This is a genomic window from Pseudomonadota bacterium (assembly GCA_016927275.1).
Lineage (GTDB): Bacteria > UBA10199 > UBA10199 > 2-02-FULL-44-16 > JAAZCA01 > JAFGMW01.
In genome coordinates this window covers 19,142-39,512 of the sequence record JAFGMW010000064.1, presented here as the reverse complement: position 1 = coordinate 39,512, position 20,371 = coordinate 19,142, and the positions used below count along the sequence as shown (strand labels likewise).

The 20,371-nt window shown below is 64.9% G+C and carries 20 protein-coding genes; 5 read left to right on the top strand and 15 right to left on the bottom strand.

Features of this window, described 5'->3' with window-relative positions:
- The first annotated feature begins 3 nt into the window (after positions 1-3).
- The 3 genes from JXA24_04180 to JXA24_04170 are packed head-to-tail and all read left to right on the top strand — an operon-like array spanning position 4 to position 3,115.
- Positions 4-852, top strand: a complete 849-nt coding sequence (locus JXA24_04180; protein MBN1282952.1) for a cell envelope integrity protein TolA — start codon at positions 4-6, stop codon at positions 850-852.
- Positions 853-905: 53 nt separating this feature from the next.
- Complete coding sequence (gene tolB / locus JXA24_04175; protein MBN1282951.1) at positions 906-2,195, top strand: Tol-Pal system beta propeller repeat protein TolB; 1,290 nt, start codon at positions 906-908, stop codon at positions 2,193-2,195.
- 8 nt (positions 2,196-2,203) lie between these two features.
- Entirely contained in the window at positions 2,204-3,115 is a 912-nt protein-coding gene (locus tag JXA24_04170) for a Ppx/GppA family phosphatase (GenBank protein ID MBN1282950.1), read from the top strand.
- A gap of 10 nt (positions 3,116-3,125) precedes the next feature.
- On the opposite strand, the gene hcp is transcribed toward JXA24_04170, so the two are convergent.
- From hcp to gnd, 3 genes are all read right to left on the bottom strand, one after another.
- Entirely contained in the window at positions 3,126-4,769 is a 1,644-nt protein-coding gene (gene hcp, locus JXA24_04165; protein ID MBN1282949.1) for a hydroxylamine reductase, read from the bottom strand.
- Between the two features lie 107 nt (positions 4,770-4,876).
- Entirely contained in the window at positions 4,877-6,385 is a 1,509-nt protein-coding gene (zwf, locus tag JXA24_04160) for a glucose-6-phosphate dehydrogenase (protein MBN1282948.1), read from the bottom strand.
- An 18-nt stretch (positions 6,386-6,403) separates the two neighbouring features.
- The gene (gene gnd / locus JXA24_04155; GenBank protein ID MBN1282947.1) at positions 6,404-7,306 is read right to left on the bottom strand and encodes a decarboxylating 6-phosphogluconate dehydrogenase; all 903 of its coding nucleotides are present in this window, start codon (positions 7,304-7,306) and stop codon (positions 6,404-6,406) included.
- Positions 7,307-7,434: 128 nt separating this feature from the next.
- On the opposite strand from gnd, the gene JXA24_04150 reads away from it, so the two are divergent.
- Positions 7,435-8,373 carry a DUF2156 domain-containing protein gene (locus JXA24_04150; protein ID MBN1282946.1) on the top strand — a complete coding sequence of 313 codons (939 nt, stop codon included), beginning with the start codon at positions 7,435-7,437 and terminating at the stop codon, positions 8,371-8,373.
- On the opposite strand, the gene JXA24_04145 is transcribed toward JXA24_04150, so the two are convergent.
- The 11 genes from JXA24_04145 to JXA24_04095 form a co-directional block, all read right to left on the bottom strand.
- Entirely contained in the window at positions 8,374-9,222 is an 849-nt protein-coding gene (locus JXA24_04145) for a hypothetical protein (protein ID MBN1282945.1), read from the bottom strand.
- Positions 9,223-9,268: 46 nt separating this feature from the next.
- Positions 9,269-11,254 (bottom strand): transketolase, encoded by a 1,986-nt coding sequence (gene tkt, locus JXA24_04140; GenBank protein ID MBN1282944.1) that lies wholly within the window; start codon positions 11,252-11,254, stop codon positions 9,269-9,271.
- Between the two features lie 18 nt (positions 11,255-11,272).
- A complete protein-coding gene (locus tag JXA24_04135) occupies positions 11,273-12,373 on the bottom strand; it encodes an SO_0444 family Cu/Zn efflux transporter (GenBank protein MBN1282943.1) in 1,101 nt (366 codons plus the stop codon).
- Positions 12,364-13,041: a fumarylacetoacetate hydrolase family protein gene (locus tag JXA24_04130; GenBank protein ID MBN1282942.1), complete on the bottom strand. Its 678-nt coding sequence runs from the start codon at positions 13,039-13,041 to the stop codon at positions 12,364-12,366. Before JXA24_04130 ends, JXA24_04135 begins: the two co-directional genes overlap by 10 nt.
- A gap of 7 nt (positions 13,042-13,048) precedes the next feature.
- Positions 13,049-13,213: a rubredoxin gene (locus tag JXA24_04125; GenBank protein ID MBN1282941.1), complete on the bottom strand. Its 165-nt coding sequence runs from the start codon at positions 13,211-13,213 to the stop codon at positions 13,049-13,051.
- 43 nt (positions 13,214-13,256) lie between these two features.
- Entirely contained in the window at positions 13,257-13,769 is a 513-nt protein-coding gene (locus JXA24_04120; GenBank protein ID MBN1282940.1) for a flavin reductase, read from the bottom strand.
- Between the two features lie 13 nt (positions 13,770-13,782).
- Positions 13,783-14,634, bottom strand: a complete 852-nt coding sequence (locus JXA24_04115; protein MBN1282939.1) for a 2-oxoacid:ferredoxin oxidoreductase subunit beta — start codon at positions 14,632-14,634, stop codon at positions 13,783-13,785.
- A 45-nt stretch (positions 14,635-14,679) separates the two neighbouring features.
- Positions 14,680-16,362, bottom strand: coding sequence for a 2-oxoacid:acceptor oxidoreductase subunit alpha (locus JXA24_04110; GenBank protein MBN1282938.1), 1,683 nt, complete (start codon positions 16,360-16,362; stop codon positions 14,680-14,682).
- A gap of 32 nt (positions 16,363-16,394) precedes the next feature.
- A complete protein-coding gene (locus JXA24_04105; protein MBN1282937.1) occupies positions 16,395-16,775 on the bottom strand; it encodes a desulfoferrodoxin in 381 nt (126 codons plus the stop codon).
- A 78-nt stretch (positions 16,776-16,853) separates the two neighbouring features.
- Positions 16,854-17,426 carry a rubrerythrin family protein gene (locus tag JXA24_04100; GenBank protein ID MBN1282936.1) on the bottom strand — a complete coding sequence of 191 codons (573 nt, stop codon included), beginning with the start codon at positions 17,424-17,426 and terminating at the stop codon, positions 16,854-16,856.
- A 118-nt stretch (positions 17,427-17,544) separates the two neighbouring features.
- Complete coding sequence (locus JXA24_04095; protein MBN1282935.1) at positions 17,545-18,762, bottom strand: FprA family A-type flavoprotein; 1,218 nt, start codon at positions 18,760-18,762, stop codon at positions 17,545-17,547.
- A 157-nt stretch (positions 18,763-18,919) separates the two neighbouring features.
- Here JXA24_04095 and JXA24_04090 point away from each other — a divergent pair, with 157 nt between their 5' ends.
- Positions 18,920-19,960, top strand: a complete 1,041-nt coding sequence (locus tag JXA24_04090) for an MBL fold metallo-hydrolase (protein ID MBN1282934.1) — start codon at positions 18,920-18,922, stop codon at positions 19,958-19,960.
- 27 nt (positions 19,961-19,987) lie between these two features.
- Here JXA24_04090 and JXA24_04085 read toward each other — a convergent pair whose 3' ends face one another.
- Positions 19,988-20,371 carry a response regulator gene (locus JXA24_04085; protein ID MBN1282933.1) on the bottom strand — a complete coding sequence of 128 codons (384 nt, stop codon included), beginning with the start codon at positions 20,369-20,371 and terminating at the stop codon, positions 19,988-19,990.

Here is a 20,371-nt window from a genome sequence, read left to right as displayed (position 1 = left end):
GCCGTGAGATACTCCCACCCCACATTGTCGGTCCTACGCACGCCGGTCCTGGTCTCCGCAGCGCTGCACGCCGCGATGATACTCTTCTTCGCGATGGTCCCCGCCCTCGGGTTCCGCTTCGACGAGAGGCCCACGAAGATCGTCTGGGTCGAGCTCCCCAAGGGCACGAGCGAGGAGATCGAGCTGTCGGTCAAGAAGACCGAGGGGCTCCCGAGGAGCACCATAGAGGAGCAGAAGAGGCTCGAGCCCAGCCAGGAGACGCTGCCCGCCCTCAAGCCCAAGGATGCCAAGGAGGCGAAGCTGGACATAAAGACCGAGCTCCCGCCCAGGCCGAAGATGGAGTTCGAGGACAAGAAGGTCCGCAAGGCCGAGGCGCCGAGGCCGAAGATGAGGGCCGACCGCAAGATACAGGATGCGCTCGCCAAGATCGACAAGCAGCTCAGGGACCGGACCGTGGTCCCCGAGGCGGCGCAGATAGAGAAGGAGGGCCAGGGGTTCAAGTACGGCACCGGCAAGGAGCCCCTGCGCGTGATGCCCTCGGACCCCGAATACCTCAAGTACCAGTCGATGATCCGCTACAAGGTGATGAAGGAGTGGATCATCCCGATGATATTCGCGGAGGACGAGAGCGCTTCGTACAACGCGCGGGTGGAGGTCATGATCAACCTCGACGGCGACGTGACATCCATCCGCTGGCAGTCGCAGTCGGGCAACGCGGCCTTCGACCAGTCCGCGGTCCGCGCCATCAAGAAGGCGTCGCCGTTCCCAAAGCCTCCGGACCGGCTGGCGTGGGAGGCGTACAACGAGGGATTCCTCATAGAGTTTGACCCGAGGTTGAAGGCAAAGTATTAAATACCGTGACTCGTGACTCGTGACTCGTGACTGGCGGAAAAAACGGGGAGACTATGAAAAACAGAAAGATCTTTTTCACGGTGGCGCTGATGGCGGCGATGCTCCTGCCAATGGGGGCGTGGGCGCGCATCTACGTGCCCATCGATCAGCCGTCCGACCAGAAGTTCCCCATCGCCGTCGCGGACCTGCGCGGGTCCGGCGGCCGCGACATGGCCGGGATAATCCGCAACGACATGGAGCTCTCCGGGTACTTCAGGGTCCTGTCCGAGGACTCGTTCAAGGACGTGGCGCGCAAGGAGGGGATCTCGATAGACACCATCCGCTTCGACTTCTGGACCGCCATCGAAGCGGGGGCCCTGGTCAAGGGCGAGGTGTCGAGCGAAGGCGGCAAGATGACCGTGACGCTTCGGCTCTTCGACCCGTTCCTCAAGCAGATGCTGGTGGGCAAGCAGTACCGGGCGGACAAGAAGAGCATGCGCGAGATCGCCCACCGCTTCTCCAACGAGATCATGCTGGCCCTCACCGGCATCTGGGGCGTCTTCGACACCAGGATCTCCTACACAGCGGTGTCCGGCAAGAAGAGCAAGGAGATCTACGTGATGGACATGGACGGCCACGGGCCGTTCGCGGTGACCAAGAACAAGAGCATCAACATGGGCTCCGCCTGGAGCCCCGACGGCGGAAGGCTCGCCTTTACCTCGTACCTCAAAAACAACCCGGACGTGTACGTCTCGAGCCTCAACGGCGGCAACCTTCACAGGATCTCGATCGGCGGATCGAACATAACGCCCGCATGGTCCCCCGACGGCGGCATCATCGCATTCTCCTCCTCGGCGGCCGGGACCGCCAACCTCTACACGATAAGCCCGGGCGGCGGCGCGGCGCGAAGGCTCACCGCGGGCAGCAGCATCGACATATCGCCCGACTACTCGCCCGACGGCGGCTCCATCGTCTTCGCCTCAGAGCGCGCGGGAGGGCTGCACATATTCCGCACCTCCGCCTCGGGCGGCGGCGTGCAGCGGCTCACCTTCGTGGGCTACCAGAACGACATGCCGAGCTGGTCGCCGATCGGCGACAAGATAGCGTTCGCGGGCCGCGACATGGGGACCTTCGACATATTCATCATGAACGCCGACGGCTCGAACATCCAGAGGCTCACCATCGGGACCGGCAGCAACGAGCACCCCTCGTTCTCTCCCGACGGCAGGATGATCACCTTCTCCTCCAGCCGCGAGGGAGGAGCCGCCATCTACATCATGCGCGCCGACGGCTCCAACCAGACACGCGTCTCCAAGGGCAACGGCATGCTGCCCGTGTGGGGCCCGCAGAAGAGGCCCGAATAGGCCAAACCATGAAGGCCGCGATAGACATCGGCACGAACTCCGTGCTCCTCCTCGCCGGGGAGCCGGCGCCGGACGGATCGGTGCGTCCCCATGCGGACGAGGCGCGCGTCACCAGGCTCGGCCGGGGGCTGTCCTCCTCGGGCGAGATCTCGCCCGAGGCCGCGGAGGGGACGCTCGCCGCCCTCAAGGAGTACATGGAGATCTGCGACTCCCTCCGCGTGGACGGGATCGCGGCGGTGGGCACCGCCGCGCTGCGCAGCGCCTCGAACGCGTCCGACTTCCTGCTCATGGTCAAGAGGGCGCTTGGCCTCTCCATCGAGGTGATCTCCGAGGAACGGGAGGCGGGCCTCACATACAAGGCCTCGGCGCACGACTTCGGCGATTCGATCGTGGTCGCGGATGTCGGCGGCGGCTCGACGGAGCTCGTCACCATGCACGACTCGTCGCTCAGGATCGCGAGCCTGCCCGTCGGGTGCGTGAATCTCACCGAGCGATACGCGCGCTCCGATCCGCCGGACGACCGCGAGATCGATGCGCTGAGGGGCGCCGTGAGGCACGAGCTCGCCGCCGGCGCGGATCCCCACACGTTCGCGAGGCCGCACGAGGCGAGGCTCGTGGCCACGGCGGGCACCGCCACGACGCTCATGTCCATTCACCTCTCGCTCGAGCGGTACTCGCCCCCCGCCGTGCACGGAAAGGTCCTGAGGATCACGGATCTGCGCGACATCATGGATATGCTGCGGGGAAAGAGCCTCTCGGAGCGCCGCTCGATCAGGGGGCTGAACCCGGAGAGGGCCGACGTTATACTGGCCGGATCGCTCGTCCTGCACGAGGCCATGAGCCATTTGGGTTACGCGGACGTGACGGTCTCCGACCGGGGGGTGAAGTGGGGGCTGTTCTATGAGAAATTCATGAGCTGATCACCGATCCCTACCCGAGTATCTTCCTCAAATCCTCATCTGGCGTGGTGATCGGCATGATGTTGAATTTTTCGACCAGGACCTTGAAGACCGCGGGAGTCACGAACGCGGGCAGCGTGGGCCCCAGGCGCATGTCCCTTATGCCGAGGTGGAGCAGCGTGAGCAGGATAGCCACCGCCTTCTGCTCGTACCACGAGAGCACGAGCGAGAGCGGCAGGTCGTTCACGCCGCAATTGAAGGCCTTTGAGAGCGCGACCGCGATCTGTATCGCCGAGTATGCGTCGTTGCACTGTCCGCAGTCGATGAGGCGCGGTATCCCGCCTATGTCGCCAAAATCGAGCTTGTTGAAGCGGTACTTGCCGCAAGCCAGCGTCAGTATCACGCAATCCTTCGGCACCTTCTCCGCAAACTCCGTGTAGTAGTTGCGGCCGCTCTTTGCGCCGTCGCACCCGCCGATCAGGAAGAAGTGCTTTATCTTCCCAGCCTTCACAGCATCCACCACCGTGTCCGCGACCCCCATCACCGCGTTGTGGCCGAATCCGACCGTGATGTATCTCTCGGGGCCGTCCTCGGGAAACCCCTCCGCCATCTGCGCAGCCTCGATCACCGGGCCAAAGTTGCGGTCGGAGATGTGCCTGACCCCCGGCCAGGCGACAAGCCCCGAGGTGAATATGCGCGCCTTGTAGGAGCCCTGCGGCCTCTGGATGCAGTTGGTGGTCATGAGGATCGCGCCGGGGAACCTGTCGAACTCCCTCTGCTGGTCCTGCCACGCCCCGCCGTAGTTGCCTGCCAGGTGTTTGAATTTCCTGAGCCCAGGGTATCCGTGGCAGGGCAGCATCTCGCCGTGCGTGTAGACGTTTATACCCTTGCCCTCGGTCTGCTTGAGCAGTTCCTCGAGGTCGCGGAGGTCGTGGCCGGAGACGAGGATGGCCTTGCCCTTCACGGGCTCGATGCGGACCTTCGTCGGAGCGGGATTCCCGTACGCGCCGGTGTTTGCCGCGTCGAGCAGCTCCATCACGCGCAGGTTCGTCTCGCCGGTGCGCAGCGCCATGGCCGTGAGCTCGTTCGCGTCCTCCTTCCCCTCGGCGAGGTAGCACAGCGCCTCGTGGAAGAAGGCGTAGACGCACTCGTCCTCGCGGCCGAGTATCTGCGCGTGGTCCGCGTAGGCCGCCATGCCCTTGAGCCCGTAGGTGACCAGCTCCATGAGGCCCGCCACGTCCTCGCCGTGCTTCGCCATCCTCTTCTTGATCCCCACCTCGAGCCCCTGCTTCTCGAGGCCCGCGAGGTCTGCAGCCGGCCTCCACTCCGCAGGGCCCGTGACATTTTCGGGCGCCCTGCCTGCCTTTCCGCACGCATCTTCGTAGATCGCCTTCGCCCGGTCGCGCGCAGCTGCCACGCGGGCAAGGAGTTTCACGTAGCGTTCGGGGTCGAAGTTGACGTTGGTGACCGTGGAGAACAGCGCCTCCGTGACCGCGAGATCGACCTCCCGGTCGCGCGCGCCGAGCGCGCGAGCGCGATGCGCGTACTGCGCCACGCCCTTCACCCCGTGCACGGCGAGGTCGATGAGCGAGGAGACCTCAGGCGACTTGCCGCACACCCCCTGGACCGTGCAGCCGGTGTCCTTTGCCCTCTGTTCGCACTGATAGCAGAACATTTCCATGGTCCCCTCCCGAATCGACGGTTTGACTGCGAGTTGTATACAAGTCCATCACTTACTATAATGCAACGACAAACCGCAGAGCCTAGCCGAGCTGCCTTGCTTCAGATCGGCCTCCAGGCGCGGCCGATCCTCGCCGGGATGGATGCGGCCTCAGCCGGCCCCTCTGAACCGGCCGGATAGCGGATCAACGGGCACCCGAGGCCGGCGTCCCAGCCCCTTCGTATCGGGTCCACGATCGACCATGCCGCCTCGAGCGCGTCGCTGCGGATGAACAGCGTCTGGTCCCCCTGCATGCAGTCGAGCAGGAGCCGCTCGTAGGCGTCGGGCAGGTCGAGCCCCGCCGCCCTGTACCTGAACTCCATCGAGAGGGTGCCCATGCAGAGCTTGGGGCCCGGGCCCTTGGCCTGTATCGACAGCGAGACCCCCTCGTCGGGCTGGACGTTGAACACGAGCACGTTCGGGCAGATGTCGTCGGGGAGAAACGGAGCGAACATCGAGTCGTGGACCCGCCTGAAGAATATGGCGATCTCGCTGGCGCGGCGGCAAAGGCGCTTTCCGGTGCGCAGGTAGAACGGCACCCCCTGCCACCTCGTGTTCTCCACGCGGAGCTCGGCCGCTACGTATGTCTCGGTCTGCGAGCCGGGGGCCACGCCCTCCTCCGCGGGATAGCCCTCGTACTGCCCGCGCACAACGCCTGCGCACGGTTTCGAAGGGTCGATGTGCCTGATCGCCCTGAGGATCCTCGTCTTCTCGTCGCGCACGCTCTTCGCGTCGAAGGAGGACGGCGGCTCCATGGCCACGGTGGCCATCATCTGGAGCATGTGGTTCTGGAACACGTCGCGGAGCGCGCCGGCCTCGTCGAAGTAGCCGGCCCTCCCCTCCACACCCTCCGACTCGGCGGTGGTTATCTGCACCTGGTCGATGTAGTGCGCGTCCCACACCGGCTCGAAGATCGCGTTGGCGAACCGGAACATGAGCATGTTCTGGACCGTCTCCTTGCCCACGTAGTGGTCTATGCGGTAGATCTGGCGCTCGTCCAGGTGCTCGGCGAGCCTTTGGTCGAGCTCCCGCGCGCTCGCAAGGTCGAAGCCGAACGGCTTCTCCACCACCACGCGCGAGCAGGCCGGCCCCTCGGTGCACTCCGCGAGAAGGCCGGCGCCGGCCAGATGCGCAACTATCTCGGGGGCGAGCCTCGGCGGGGTGGCGAGGTAGAATACGTGGCAGCCGCCCGCAGCCCTGCGCGCGCCAAAGTCGGAGAGCGTCCTGGCGAGCGATCGGTACGCCTCCGCGTCGTTGTATTCTCCCCTCTGATAATGAAAGTTCGTTGAAAACCGCTCAACTTCTCTCGAGGAGACGCCCAGGCAGCAGGCGCGCACCGCATCGACCACGCGCGCCCTGAAATCGACGTCGGAGATCCCGCTGCGCGCGAAGCCCACGACCTCGAACTTCTCAGGGAGCAGCTCGCGCCTGTGGAGGTTGTAGACGGCTGGGATGAGCTTTCTCCTGGCAAGATCGCCCGAGGCGCCGAAGATGACCATGGTGCAGGGCCCCGGCCTCTCCTCCACGCAGAGGTTCGAGGTCTCTCTGAGCTGTGTCCGAAACTCGGCCATGATCCCCCCGTCATCCCATCAGGCCTTCTTCACCTCGTGCCCGCCGAACTCGCCCCGCAGCGCGGCCAGAACCTTGTCCGAGAACGAGTCCCGCTCGCGGGAGCGGAACCTGGCGAAGAGCGCGTGCGCGATCGACGTGGCGGGCACGCCGGAGTCCATCGCCTGCTGCACGGTCCAGCGTCCCTCGCCCGAGTCCTCGACATATCCACTTATCCCCGCGAGCCCTGGGTCCTTTGCCAGCGCCGACTCGAGCAGCTCAAGAAGCCACGAGCGCACCACGCTCCCCCGGTTCCAGATGCGCGCCACCGCGGAGAGGTCCAGACCCTCGCCGAAGCGCGAGGCCTTCATGATCTCGAACCCCTCGCCGTAGGCCTGCATCATGGCGTACTCGATGCCGTTGTGCACCATCTTGACGAAGTGGCCGGCCCCCGCAGGGCCGCAGTGCATATAGCCCCCCTCGGGGGCAAGCGATTTCAGCACCGGCTCGATCGTGTCGAAGTCGGACCTCTCGCCCCCCACCATCGTGCAGTATCCGACCTTGAGCCCCCACACGCCGCCCGAGACGCCGGCGTCCAGGTAGCGTATGCCCCTGGCGCCGAGCGCGTACGCGCGCTCGTTGTCGTGCTCGAACCACGAGTTTCCGCCGTCCACGACGAGGTCCCCCTCGGAGAGCTTGCCGGCAAGCGCGGCGATGTGCTCCTCGGTCACCTTGCCGGCCGGGAGCATGAGCCAGACCACGCGTGGCTTCGCGAGCTTGGCCGCGAGGTCCTCGATCGATGCGGCGCCCCCGGCCCCCTCCGCCTCCATCGCGCGCACCTTGTCCTGCGTGCGGTTGTAGACCACGACCTCGTGGCCGCCCTTGACGAGGCGGCGGACCATGTTCATCCCCATGCGGCCAAGTCCGATCATGCCTATCTGCATCGGGTCGCCTCCGTGTCTATTATAATGATGCCACCATGTAGCATCCGGGCGCGATGATTACAAGTTTGACATCTGATATCAATGGGATACAGCAGGGGCTCCCGTAACGGCAGCGGAGAGGCACCGAGATGAAGATGCTGGGACCGATTTCCCTCGACCAGAGGGCCGTCTATGAGGATAGGCTGGCCCGCTACCCCACTGTGCTCTCCGAACAGACCTTCACGAACATGTTCATGTGGAGCGATTCCCACCCTTTCCAGGCGCTGGACGCGGACGATTCCCTCGTCCTGTTCGATGAGCGCGACCGCGGGGTGGTGCTCGTCGGCTCGCCGATAGGGCCCATCCCCCTTGCCGAAGCTGCAAGAGAGGTGGAGGGGGCGACGGGTAAAAAAGTGGCGGGCTTCGAGCGGATCGGAGAGGCGCGGGCGCATTCGGTTCCCGGCCAAGGCTGGCAGATCGAGGAGGAGGCGGACCTCTACGACTATGTCTACCGAAGGGAAGACCTGGCGGAGCTCGCCGGCAGGAGGTACCACAGCAAGCGCAATCTCATCGCCCAGTGCCTTGCCGAATACGACTGCACATACGAGGAGATATCCCCGAAAAACCTTCACGAGCTGCGGCCGATGATGGATCGCTGGTGCGACTGGCGCAGATGCCGTGACGACCGTGGGCTGTGCAGCGAGTACCGGGCCGTGAAGACTGTTCTGGAGGAGTTCGACAATCTCAGCGTGACCGGGGCCGCTATCCGCATCGACGGCCGCATAGAGGCCTTCACGGTCGGCCAGCGCCTGAACGAAAACACCGCGGTCATACACGTCGAGAAGGCGATGCCCCAGTTCAAGGGGCTGTACCAGCTGATCAATCACTGGTACTGCAAGAACGGGCTGTCCCGGTTTGAGTTCGTCAACCGCGAGCAGGACGTGGGGATCCCGGGACTGAGAAAGGCCAAGGAGAGCTACCACCCCGACCACATGGTGAAGAAGTTCGTGATATTTCCGAGGGGCGAAAGGGATGCGCTGGGGCCCCGCCGCCGCGCCGGCGAGAGGTGCCTCGACGAGGAGGGGTGATCAGCGCTTGGATTCTTTGGCCAGCAGGGCCAGGTAATCGTCTATGTTCATGTCGTTCATCCTGGGGTCCTCCCTGTGCCGGTCGAGGATCTCGAGGATCTTCCAGCCCGCATCGGTGAACCTTATGTAGCCGTAGTGCGACCATGCGGTGCGCTCGAACCACTCCTTCGCGATCCTCGCCCGCGCCACATCCGCTTCCAGCTCGCGCTTTCTCGCCCACAGGGTCTTTATCTTTCCCGAGAGCCCCAGCGTCGAGGCGGATGAGATTGCGGAGGGCTTGGGCCCTTCGGCCCCTCTCAGGCCGAAGAGGGTGCGGCAAAGCTCCCTGATCCTCTTTGTAAGCGGACCCTTCTGTCCGAGCGCCTCCCTGAGCGCCTCGAGTTCCTCCTCCCTGGATTCCAGGCCGGCCACGGTCCCCTTCATGGCCTGGCGCTCCATGGGGCTCACCTCCTTGATCCACGACCTGAATGAGATCACCTTCACAAGCTCCTCGTCGTCCAGTATCACCTTTTGGAGCGTGCGCATGGTGTAGAAGGCCATGTAGACCGAGTAGGCGCTCACCGCCTTCGCGGAGGCGGCTGCGGCCGCGGCAGCTATCGCTGCGTCCGCTGACACACCGGCCGCCGTGGGGGCCTGACAAAACTCCTCGGTCGGGGCGGCGGCGAAGAGGGAGGCGCGCAAAGGCCCAGGCCCATCTCTGCCGACGGCAGTCGTATCGCCGCCTTTCACGAAGGAGTCCAAAAGACCTGACGCGCCGGAGGGACGAAACGGCGCCCGTGCCGACATGCCGGCCGCTGCAAACGCGGGCGCCGGCTGAAGACCCATCCATGACGGGAAGATTGAGCGCATCACCCTCTTTATCGGGACCGCCGCCCGAAAGTTGCGTCCTTTCTGATCAGAGGATCTCCTTCACCGCCCTGATCACAGCGTCGGCGGTGATGCCCAGCCGCTCCATGGCCACCTCTCCCGGCGCCGAGGCGCCGAAGCGGTCGACGCCGACCACGCGGCCCGACTCCCCCACCCAGCGGCTCCAGCCGAAGGTGGCCCCCGCCTCCACGGCGACCCTGGCCTTCACGGAGGGGGGGAGCACCGAGTCCCGATACCCCTCCGGCTGCTCCTCGAAGAGCTCCCACGACGGCATGGAGACCACGCGCACGGGGATATGCTCGGAGAGGAGCCAGCACTGCGCCTCCAGCGCCAGGTGCACCTCGGAGCCGGTGGCGATGATTATGGCGTCGGGCTCGCCCTCGCATTCGGAGAGGACGTAGGCGCCCCTCTCCACCCCGCCTGCCCGCTCCACCGCATCGCGGTCGAGCACCGGCAGGTTCTGCCGCGAGAGCGCCAGCGCCACAGGCCGTCCGCTCGATATCGCCCATCGCCATGCGGCCGCGGTCTCGTTCGCGTCCGCAGGGCGGATCACGACTATCCCGGGCATGGCGCGCAGCGAGGCAAGGTGCTCTATCGGCTGGTGGGTGGGGCCGTCCTCGCCGATGCCGAGCGAGTCGTGCGTGAAGACGAAGATGGAGCGCGACTGCATCAGGGCCGCTATCCTGATCGACGGCCGCATATAATCGGAGAAGACGAGGAACGTCGCGCCGAACGGGATGATGCCGCCGTGCACGGCAAGGCCGTTCACGATCGCGCCCATGGCATGCTCGCGCACGCCGAAGTGGATGTTGCGGCCCGCGTGGTTCGCCGCCTCGAAGTCGCCGCCGCCGTCGATCGTGCTCTTGTTGGAGGGGCCTAGATCGGCCGACCCGCCGATGAGGTTCGGCAGCGCCCTGGCCAGTGCGTTGATCGCCTTCCCGGACGCCGCGCGCGTGGCAACGGCCTTCCCGGCCTCGAAGGCGGGCAGAACCTCCTCCCATCCCGCAGGCAGTCTCCCCGCGATCTCGTCATCGAGCCTCGCCGCATCCTCGGGGTGCTTCTCGCGGTAGCGCTGCATCAGCCCGTTCCACTCCCCCTCGCGGCGGGCGCCCTCCTCTGCCGCCTTCGCGAAGCGCCCGCGCACCTCCTCCGGCACCTCGAACGGCGCGCGCTGCCAGCCGAAGAACTCCCGCGTCGCCCGGTTGGCCTCCGCGCCCAGCGGCTCGCCGTGCGCAGAGGCGGTGTCATGCTTCGGGCTGCCGAATCCGATGTGGGTGCGCACCGCGATCAGCGACGGCCGCTCGCCCTCCGCCCTCGCCCTCCCGATCGCCTTTGCGATCGCGGCCAGGTCGTTGCCGTCCTTCACCCGCTCCGTGTGCCAGCCGCAGGCGTCGAAGCGGCGCAGCACGTCCTCGGAGAACGCGAGATCGGTGCTCCCCTCGATGGAGATGTGGTTGTCGTCGTAGAGATAGATCAGCTTTCCGAGCTTGAGGTGTCCCGCGATAGAGGCCGCCTCCGAGGACACCCCCTCCATGAGGTCGCCGTCCGAAATTATCGAGCATGTGTGATGATCGATGACATTGAGCCCGGGCCTGTTGTAGCGGGCCGCCATGAATCGCTCGGCCATGGCCATGCCGACCCCCATCGCGAACCCCTGGCCGAGGGGCCCCGTGGTGACCTCGATGCCGCAGCCGGCGCAGCGCTCAGGATGGCCGGGAGTGCGGCTGCCGTATTGCCTGAAGTTCTTTATCTCCTCCATGGAGAGGTCGTGACCTGAAAGATTAAGCAACGCATAGAGGAGCGCGGAGCCGTGGCCCGCCGAGAGTATGAATCGGTCGCGGCCGAACCAGGCGGGATTTGCGGGATTGTGCCTGAGGAAGCCGGTCCAGAGGGCGTACGCCATGGGGGCGGCGCCGAGCGGCATGCCCGGGTGCCCTGACTTTGCGCGGTCCACCGCGTCTATGGCCAGCATCCTCAACGCGTTCACGCACAGCTCGTCGATCTTCCCCTTCATCATAACCCCTTTCACCTTTCACCTTTCACCTTTCACCTTTGAGCTCTTTATTATGCCCCGCACCGCCACGTTGAGGACGAGCGCGAGGAAAAGGACCGCAGAGACCTTCTCCGCCCACGCCGGGAGCGCGAACCCGACATGGTGGACGACTTGCGCCGACATCCCGGCACCGTACCAGAGCCAGTTGAGCGCGAATCCGAAGGCGACGCTCATCACCGCGATGGTGGCCACGTAGATCGACGCCGCGCCCCTGCCCAGCTCCTTTGCCACCACCGTGATGGTGACCGCGTTCGTGGCCGGCCCCGCGAGCAGAAACACCATGGCGGCGCCAGGGCTCATCCCCTTGAGCATGAGCGCCGCGGCGATGGGCAGGGACCCCGTGGAGCAGACGTACATCGGGATTCCCACCAGCAGCATCACGATCATGGAGAGAAACGGGGAGCCGAGGTAGCGGGTGATAAGCTCGTCGGGCACGGCGTAGGAGATGATCCCTCCGATGAGCAGGCCCACGACGAGCCACCGCCATATGTCGGCCAGCAGCTCGCCGAAGGCGTAACGGATCATCTCGTAGATCCTGCCCATCCGCCACCACTGGGGCTTCTCGCACCTCGCTCGCTCGTTGATCTCATGCCCCTCGTGCCCGCACACGCGGCAGCGCTCACCCTCCTTCGAAAGGTCGGGCCCCTGGGCCAGAGGCTCGTGCCTGGTGGCGAGAAAGAGGTTCCCCATGATCCCGGCCACGATCGCCGTGACCGCGGAGGAGATCACCCGAAAGACGGTGAAGAAGAGGCCCATGAGCGAGTAGGTAGCGAGTATCGAGTCCACGCCGGTTATCGGCGTGGCGATCAGAAAGCTCACCACGGAGCCGCGGCTCGCCCCCTTCTTGTTCAGCATCATGGCGGCCGGTATGACGCCGCAGGAGCACAGCGGGAGCGGTATTCCGAGCACCACCGATTTGACCACCGAGCCTATGCCGCTTTTGCCCAGGTGCCTCGCGATCCACTCCAGCGATATGAAGGCGTGCAGTATCCCTGCGAAGAAAAAGCCGAAGAGCAGGTAGGGCGCCATCTGGTACAGCAGGGACATGGATTCGTACAGAACCCCTGTTATCACATGCATGATCCCCCCCTTGATCTTTTGAGGGTGAACTCAAGGACCGCGAGCCCCTCCGCCTCGGCCCTGATCCTCTCCCCGTCGTTCACCTGCCCCACGCCCGCCGGGGTGCCGCACATGACCACGTCGCCGCGCTCGAGGGTCATGAAGCCCGAGACGAAGCCGATTATCTCCTGCGGCGAAAACGTCATGTCGCGCGCGTTGCCGCGCTGGCGCTCTTTTCCGTCGACACGGAGCGAAAGCTCCGCGGAGCCGGGATCGAAATCACGGCCCGCCCTCCTGAATTCGCCCAGGACCGCGGCGCCGTCGAAACCCTTAGAGAGCGCCCAGGGCCCGCCCGACCTCTTGGCGGCCGCCTGCCTCTCCCTGAGCGTGAAGTCTATGCCCACCGCCCAGCCTGCGACCGCATCGGCCGCCTCCTCCCCGGAGGCGGAGAAGACCGTTCGGCCAACCAGCGCGCACAGCTCGACCTCGTGGTGCAGAAGCCCCAGACCCTCCGGGATGAAGAGCTCGGCGGGGGAGCTCGCTATCGAGGAGTTCGGCTTGATGAATATGACCGGCTCGCTGAAGGGGGATTCACCGCCCATCTCCCGTGCGTGGTCAGGGAAGTTCCTGCCCACGCACACGACCTTGGTGGGAAGAAACGATTCGTCCCCGAGCCTGACCTCGCGCATCGCCGCCTCAGTTGTGGATCTTCTCGAACTGGTCCTTGCCCACCCCGCACTCTGGGCAGACCCAGTCGTCCGGCAGATCCTCGAAGGCGGTGCCGGGGTCCACGCCGTTGGCCGGGTCGCCCGCCGCCGGATCGTAGATGTAGCCGCAGACCTGACATATCCATTTCTGCATATGAACCCCCGCTGTTTTCGTGACTCGTGACTCGTGACTCGTGCTATTTCTTTTTCATCACCCTGCGATACTCATTATACGTCAGCGGCTCCCCCGATTCACGGGTGCCGGCCCTTATCACATCCGCCACGAAGAGCGTGTGGGTGCCGAGGTCCAGCGTCTTGTCGCTGATCACCCTGCACTCGTAGAACGCCTTCGCCTCCGGAAGGATCGGCGCGCCCATCTCCCCGGGCTCCTGCGCCCTGTCCGCAAACTTGTCGACCTTGCGTCCGCTCTGGAACCCGAAGCGCTTCACGTCGTCGTAGCACCCGGCAAAACCCCTGTCTATGACGTTGGCCACGAAGACCCCGGACTCCGTTATCATCTCGTGCGTGAGCGAGCGCTTGCCGACCCCTATGGCGATGCGCGGCGGCATGTTGGTCACCTGCATGAGCGAATCGAGGCACTGGCCGTTGATTCGGTCGCCGGCCCTGGATGTGAGGATGTAGAGGCCGTGCGTCACCGAGAAGAGCGCCTGGTTGAGGCCCGCTGTGTCCCTTGCGATATTGAAGTCCATCCCCCCCCCCGCCTCAGGCATAGCCCTTGATCAGTTCCGCCAGCCTCTCGCTTGAGTAAGGCGTGTCCACGAGCCCCCCATCGTCTATCCAGTCGAAGTGCTCCTCGAAGGTCCGCCTCCTGTTCTCGTAGATCACGCCGATCGGGATCTCCTCTCCCCAGCGCATGGCGGTCCTCATGGCCTCGTCCCAGTTCGTCGGATCGTACCCCTCCGGCAGCGGCCGGCATCGGTCCTTGTACCAAGCGAAGGTGTTGACCTTGTTGAAGGAGACGCACGGCTGCAGAACGTCGACAAGCGAGAATCCGCGGTGCGAGACCGCCCGCTTGATCATCTCGACGACGTGCTCCTTCATCCCGCTGAAGCTGCGCGCCACGAACCCCGCGTGCATGGCGATCGCCACCCCGAGCGGATGGAACGGCTCGGAGAAGACGCCCGCCGGCTGTGCCTTCGTGACGAACCCCTCCTCCGACGTCGGGCTCGCCTGCCCCTTGGTGAGGCCGTAGACCTGGTTGTTGTGCACGATCAAAGTGAGGTCGACGTTGCGCCTGATCGCGGCGAGGAAGTGGTTTCCGCCCTCGCCGTAGGCGCAGCCGTCCCCGCTCTCCACGATCACCGCGAGCCTGCGGTTGGCGAGCTTTGCGCCCGTGGCCGCAGGGAGCGCCCTGCCGTGCAGGCCGTCGAAGAGGTTGCAGTCGAGGTAGTGCGGCGCCTTCGCGGCCTGGCCGATGCCCGACACGAAGAGGACCCGGTGCGGGGCGAGCTCGAGCTCCACGAGCGCCCGCTTCACGCACTCGAGGATAGGGAAGTTCCCGCACCCGGGGCACCATGCGGTCTCGTGATTTCCGTAATCCGATATATTTACCATGATCCGTGACTCGTTACTCGTTACTCGAAGGGCCGCCATCGGCCCCTACGATTCCAGCGCCTTCAATATGTAATCCGGAGTGATAGGGAGGCCGTCGTATCGGAGCACCCTCTCCTTGATCTCGAATCCGCTCTCGCGGCGGACGAGCCGCGCGAACTGTGCGGTCGAGTTGCCCTCCACAGCCGCCACCCTCTTCGCGGCCTGAAGCCTCCCGAGGAACTGCGCCGGGTCCAGCGGCCAGACCTGCGAGAAGTGCATGACAGCGACGCTGCGCCCCTCCGCCCGCATCGATGCGGCCGCCTCGTCGACGATGCCCCTGGTGGAGCCCCAGCATACCATCAGCAGCTCGGCCGCCTCGTCGCCCGCGTACGTTGGCAAGACCAGCTCCGACATCATCGCCCCCATCTTCGCGTGCCTCTTCTCCACCATCCTCTTTCGGACGGAGAGGTCCTCGGTGATGTGGCCGTCCTCGGTGTGCTCGTCCGAGTCGGTCACCACAAGGCGCTCGCAGGCGCCCGGGAGGAGCCTCGGCGATATGCCGTCCGGCATCATCCTGTGGCGGAGGTAATCGGCGCCCGCTGACTTCGGATCCATGCCCGGCGAGACCGGCTTGAGACGAGAGAGATCGAACGGCTCCACGGACCTGTAGGAGTCCGCAAGATACTGATCGGTGAGGATGAATATCGGCCCCTGCACCCTCTCTGCCAGGTGCATGGCCTTGTGCGCGAGAGAGAAACACTGCTCCACCGTGCCGGGAGCGAATATTGCGCGCGGGAACTCGCCGTGGCCCGCGTGAAGGACGAGCTCCAGGTCCGCCTGCTCCGTGCGCGTGGGCAGCCCGGTGGCCGGCCCCGGCCTCTGCGAGACAACTATCACGATAGGAGTCTCGGTCATGGCGGCGAGGCTCACGCCCTCGACCATGAGGGCGAATCCGCCGCCCGAGGTGCCGACCATGCTCGGCGCTCCCGCATACGAGGCCCCTATCGCCATGTTGATCGCCGCGATCTCGTCCTCCACCTGCTCCACCACCACGCCCATCCTGCGGGAATGCGCGGCGAGGGTCAGCGCGATCGAGGTCGCCGGCGTCATGGGATAGAACGCATAGAACTTGAGCCCCGCGGCGAGCGCGCCGAGCGCTATCGCCTCGTTGCCGTTCTGCATCATGCGGGCCGCGCCCCCCTCCGGCTCGCCAAGGCGGTCTATCCTCCTCGCCCCCGCCCATTCGTATGCACGGGAGAGGGCCGCCTCGTTGGCCTCAACGACGGAGGCCTCCTTCCTGCCGAATGCAGACTCGACCGCGGAGGCGGCCGCATCCTTCGGCAGCCCCAGCAAAGCGCACGATATGCCCAGCGCCACGGTGTTATCGTAGCGCGGATTGCCTGCGAGCTCCTTGTAGGGGACCGCGAGACACCTCGCGTGATCTATCGAGTGTTTCTCCGACGCCAGGATGTAGCCTCCCTCGCGCAGCGAGGCGTGGTGCAACTCGAATGTCTCGGGGTTCAGGGCGACCAGCAGGTCGATCCTCTCCTCAGGCGCCGAGATCTCGGATGACGAGGCCCTTATCCGGAAGGTGTTGTGGCCGCCGCGGATGCGGGACTGGTAGTCCTGCGACACCACGATGCGAAACCCCCGGCGCACGAGCATCTTCGAGAGTAGGTGGCCGAGCGTGACCAGCCCCTGGCCCGCCTCGCCGCCGATGAGGATATTTAGAGATCTCGTATCAGTCATTCGCGCTCGCCGAGCTTGGGATCGAAAGGGGGTCATTCCCCTTTCCACAGCCCGTGGATATTGCAGTATTCGCGGGCCGTGACGGTTTTGGCCAAGACGCAGAACGCGGCCTCCGGCTTGTCGCCGGGCTTCAAAAACTGCCTGTGCGCGAGTCCGTCAGCGATCAGCTCGATCCACTCTATGTAGTGCTTCTCCTCCATGGGGTGCGGCGCGCTGCCCACCTTCACCAGATACCCGGAGTCCGTCCTCTCTATCACGGGCACGTGCTTCTCCTTGGCCCCGTCTGAGGTGTTCGCCGCAAGCAGCTTCATCGGCTGTCCGCAGCAGACGAGCTCGCCGGCGCCCGCGTGCACCATCTCCACCATGTTGCCGCACACCTCGCACCTGTAGATCTGAAGAAGCTTCGTTGCCATATATCCCCCCTTTTCTCAAACCATTCACGAGTTACGAGTCACGAGTCACGAGTTACGAGTTACGAGTCACGGTTTTCACTACCAGTTCTCCCCCAGCATCTCGAAATAAGCCTTCGGGTGCTGGCAGGCCGGGCACTTGTCAGGCGCGCCCTTGCCCGTGTGCACGTAGCCGCAGTTGAGGCACCGCCATGTCGTCTCCTCCTGCCGCGTGAACACTATCCCCTTCTCGATGTTGGCCTTGAGCGCCTCGTAGCGCCGCATGTGCTGTTTCTCCGCGACCGCCACCGCCTCGAACGCTTCGGCCACCTCCTTGAAACCCTCGTCGCGCGCGATCCTGGCGAAGCCGGGATACATTTCCGACCACTCGTTGCGCTCGCCGGCTGCCGCCTCGGCGAGGTTCTCGAGCGTCGTGCCTATCTTTCCGGCCGGAAACATGCCGCCGATCTCCGCCATGCCCCCCTCGAGGAACTTGAAGAAGCGCTTGGCGTGCTCCTTCTCCTGGTTCGCGGTCTCCTCGAATATGTGGGAGATCTGGACATACCCCTCCTTCTTCGCCTGGCTGGCGAAGTAGGTGTAGCGGTTGCGCGCCTGCGACTCGCCAGCGAACGACTGCAGAAGGTTTCGCTCTGTCTTGGTGCCTTTCAGTGCCATCTCGATCTCCTTTCGCTGAGTGTGTCTTTCAATCCGTATATATATAAGCTATTCAGTCTGCAATCAAATAAGGGGCCGGAAAAACGACCGATTGTCTCCAGCCTCTAGCTTCTAGCTTCTAGCTTCTAGCTTCTAGCTCCCCCCTCAGCCTCTTGACCACATTGCGCCCCAGCTCCTCGCACCTCTTGAGGTCCTCTGCGCTCGGCGCGCACCTGGCCTCCACAATCGGCTCGACCAGATCCCAGGCCCCCCGGCCCCCCTTTGCGAATTCCGTGAGCGTGGAGACCCCGCCTCCGCTCCAGCCGAAGGTGCCGAACAGGCCGAGCACCCGGTTCATGAGCCTCTTGTGCGCGAGCAGCCGGATGAAGTGGTCCATCGGCGGGTAGAGCCCCGTGTCGTAGGTCGGGCTGCCGAGTATGAGACCGCGGAAGCGCCACGCATCGCGTATGAGATATGAGACGTGCATGCGCGAGACGTCGTGGATGCGCACGCGCGAGACCTCCTCGTCCGCCAGACCCACGGCACAGGCCTCCATCATCCTCTCCGTGTTGCCGTACATGGAGCCGTAGACGACGACCACGCCCTCCTCGCCCTCGTGCCTGCTCCAGCGGTCGTAGCGCTCGATGATCCATGAAGGGTCCTTGCGCCAGATCGGGCCGTGCGTCGCGCAGATCGTCTTCACGCCGAGCCCCGCGAGCTTCTTGAGCGCCGCCTGCACGGGAATGCAGTATTTCCCGACTATGTTGGAGAAATAGCGCAGGATCTCGCCCTCGAAGTAGTCGATGTCCACCTCGTCGTCGAAGATGCCGCCCTCCAGCGCCCCGAAGCCGCCGAATGCGTCGCCGGAGAAGAGGACCCCCTCGGCCGCGTCATAGGTCATCATCGTCTCCGGCCAGTGGACCATCGGCGTCATGTGGAATCCGAGGACCCTGCCCCCGAGGTCGAGCTCCCCGCCTTCGGCCACCGTGACGACGTTATCCCTGATGCCGTAGAACTGCTCCAGAAATGCGGCGGTCTTCGCGTTGCCCACGATCTTCATCTCGGGGAAGATATTGAGCAGGAGCCGGATCGAGCCGGAGTGGTCGGGCTCCATGTGGTTCACGACGAGATAGTCGACGATGCCGTCGCAGCCGACGCAGCGGCGGATGTTGTCAAGATAGCGGTCGAAGGAGTTGCGCTTGACCGTGTCGATGACGGCGGTCTTCGCGGCCTTCACGAGGTACGAGTTGTATGAGACACCGCGGGGCAGCGGCCAGAGCCCCTCGAAGAGGTCGGTCTCGCGGTCGTTGGCGCCTATCCAGGTGATCGAATCGGTGACGGGAACCGCCGAGTGCATCCTTCTCCCCCTTTGCCGAGAAGTTTCGATTACCCTGAACATGGGCGATTGTCAAAGGAAGAGGACGCGGCGAAATAATTGACTTTTCACATCTCGCCGTCCACTAATCGCGGTGATGCAGCGATCGCGCCTTTTCAGGATCAGGCCCCTTACAATGATGCTGGCGGCGATCCTTGCCGCGCTCCTCATCCTCATGTCCTACGGGTGCTTCGTCACAGGGACGCCCCGATACAGGGGCCCTGTCACAGACCACTTCGACGGCAGGAGTTTTCACAACCTGCCGGCGACGCCGGGCCTCGGCTTCGCCCGCTTCCTCAGGTGGAGCTGGACCAGAAAGCCCGGCCCGTGGCTCGAGCGGCTCGACGCGGAGCCGGGCCCTCCCCCGCCGAAGAGTGTGGAAGGCGGCAGGTTGCGTGTCACGTTCGTGGGCCACTCCACGCTGCTCATCCAGACGGAGGGGCTCAACATACTCACGGACCCCGTGTGGTCGGAAAGGATCGGCCCTGCCTCATGGATCGGCATCAGGAGGCGCCGGACGCCGGGGATCAGATTCGAGGAGCTTCCGCGCATCGACATCGTTCTCGTGAGCCACAACCACTACGATCACATGGACATGCCCACGCTTGCGCGCCTGGCCCGCGAGCACTCCCCGCGCTTCTTCACTGGGCTGGGGAACGCCGCCACGCTGAAGGCCGCCGGGATCGGGGGCGCGAGTGAGATGGACTGGTGGGACGAGGCCGAGATCTCGCCGGGGGTGAAGCTGGCCTACGTGCCTGCGCGCCACTTCTCGAGCCGCTCGCTCTGCGACCGCAACCGCGCGCTCTGGGGCGGCTTCGTGATAGCGGCTCCCGCGGGGCCCATCTATTTCGCCGCGGACACCGGCTGGGGGCGCCACCTGGCAAATATCCGGGACCGCTACGGCCCGCCCAGGCTCGCGGCGCTCCCCATCGGCGCGTTTCTGCCCGCATGGTTCATGCAGCCCATGCACCTCTCGCCCGGGCAGGCGATAGAGGCGCACAGGCTACTCGGCTCGCGCGTGAGCATCCCGATCCACTACGGCACGTTCAGGCTCGGCGACGACGGCCAGTTCGAGGCGATCGAGAGGCTGGCGAACGCCCTCGTCTCGACGCCGGACCTGATAAGGGATTTCTGGATGCCGGATCACGGCGAGGGGCGCGACGTGCCCGCGCTCCGATGAGCCTCCCCCCTGCCTGACCGCCTCTCCTCAGCCGATTTTCTTTTTGATGGCGCCCATGAGCTGGACCTCGGTGATGGGCTTCTGCAGGAACTCAAGGTTCTTGTGACGGGAGATGCCCTTCAGGATGCTCTCGCTGAGCACGCTGACGATCACTATCGGCGTGTCCTGTGTGGTTTTGTTATGCCTTGCGTGGACGAGGAACGCCTCGCCGGTCATCGGCTCCATTATGATGTCGAGCACGATGAGGTCCGGCGACGTGTTCTTTATCCGCTGGAGCGCGGCCTGGGCGTCGCCCTCGATCTCTATCGCGTACTCGCCCGAGTGGTTCTTGAAAAAGGTGCGGTAGATCTCCCGCATGTCCTTGCTGTCCTCGACTATGAGGATGCGCTTGGCCCCTTTATTCTCCGGCAC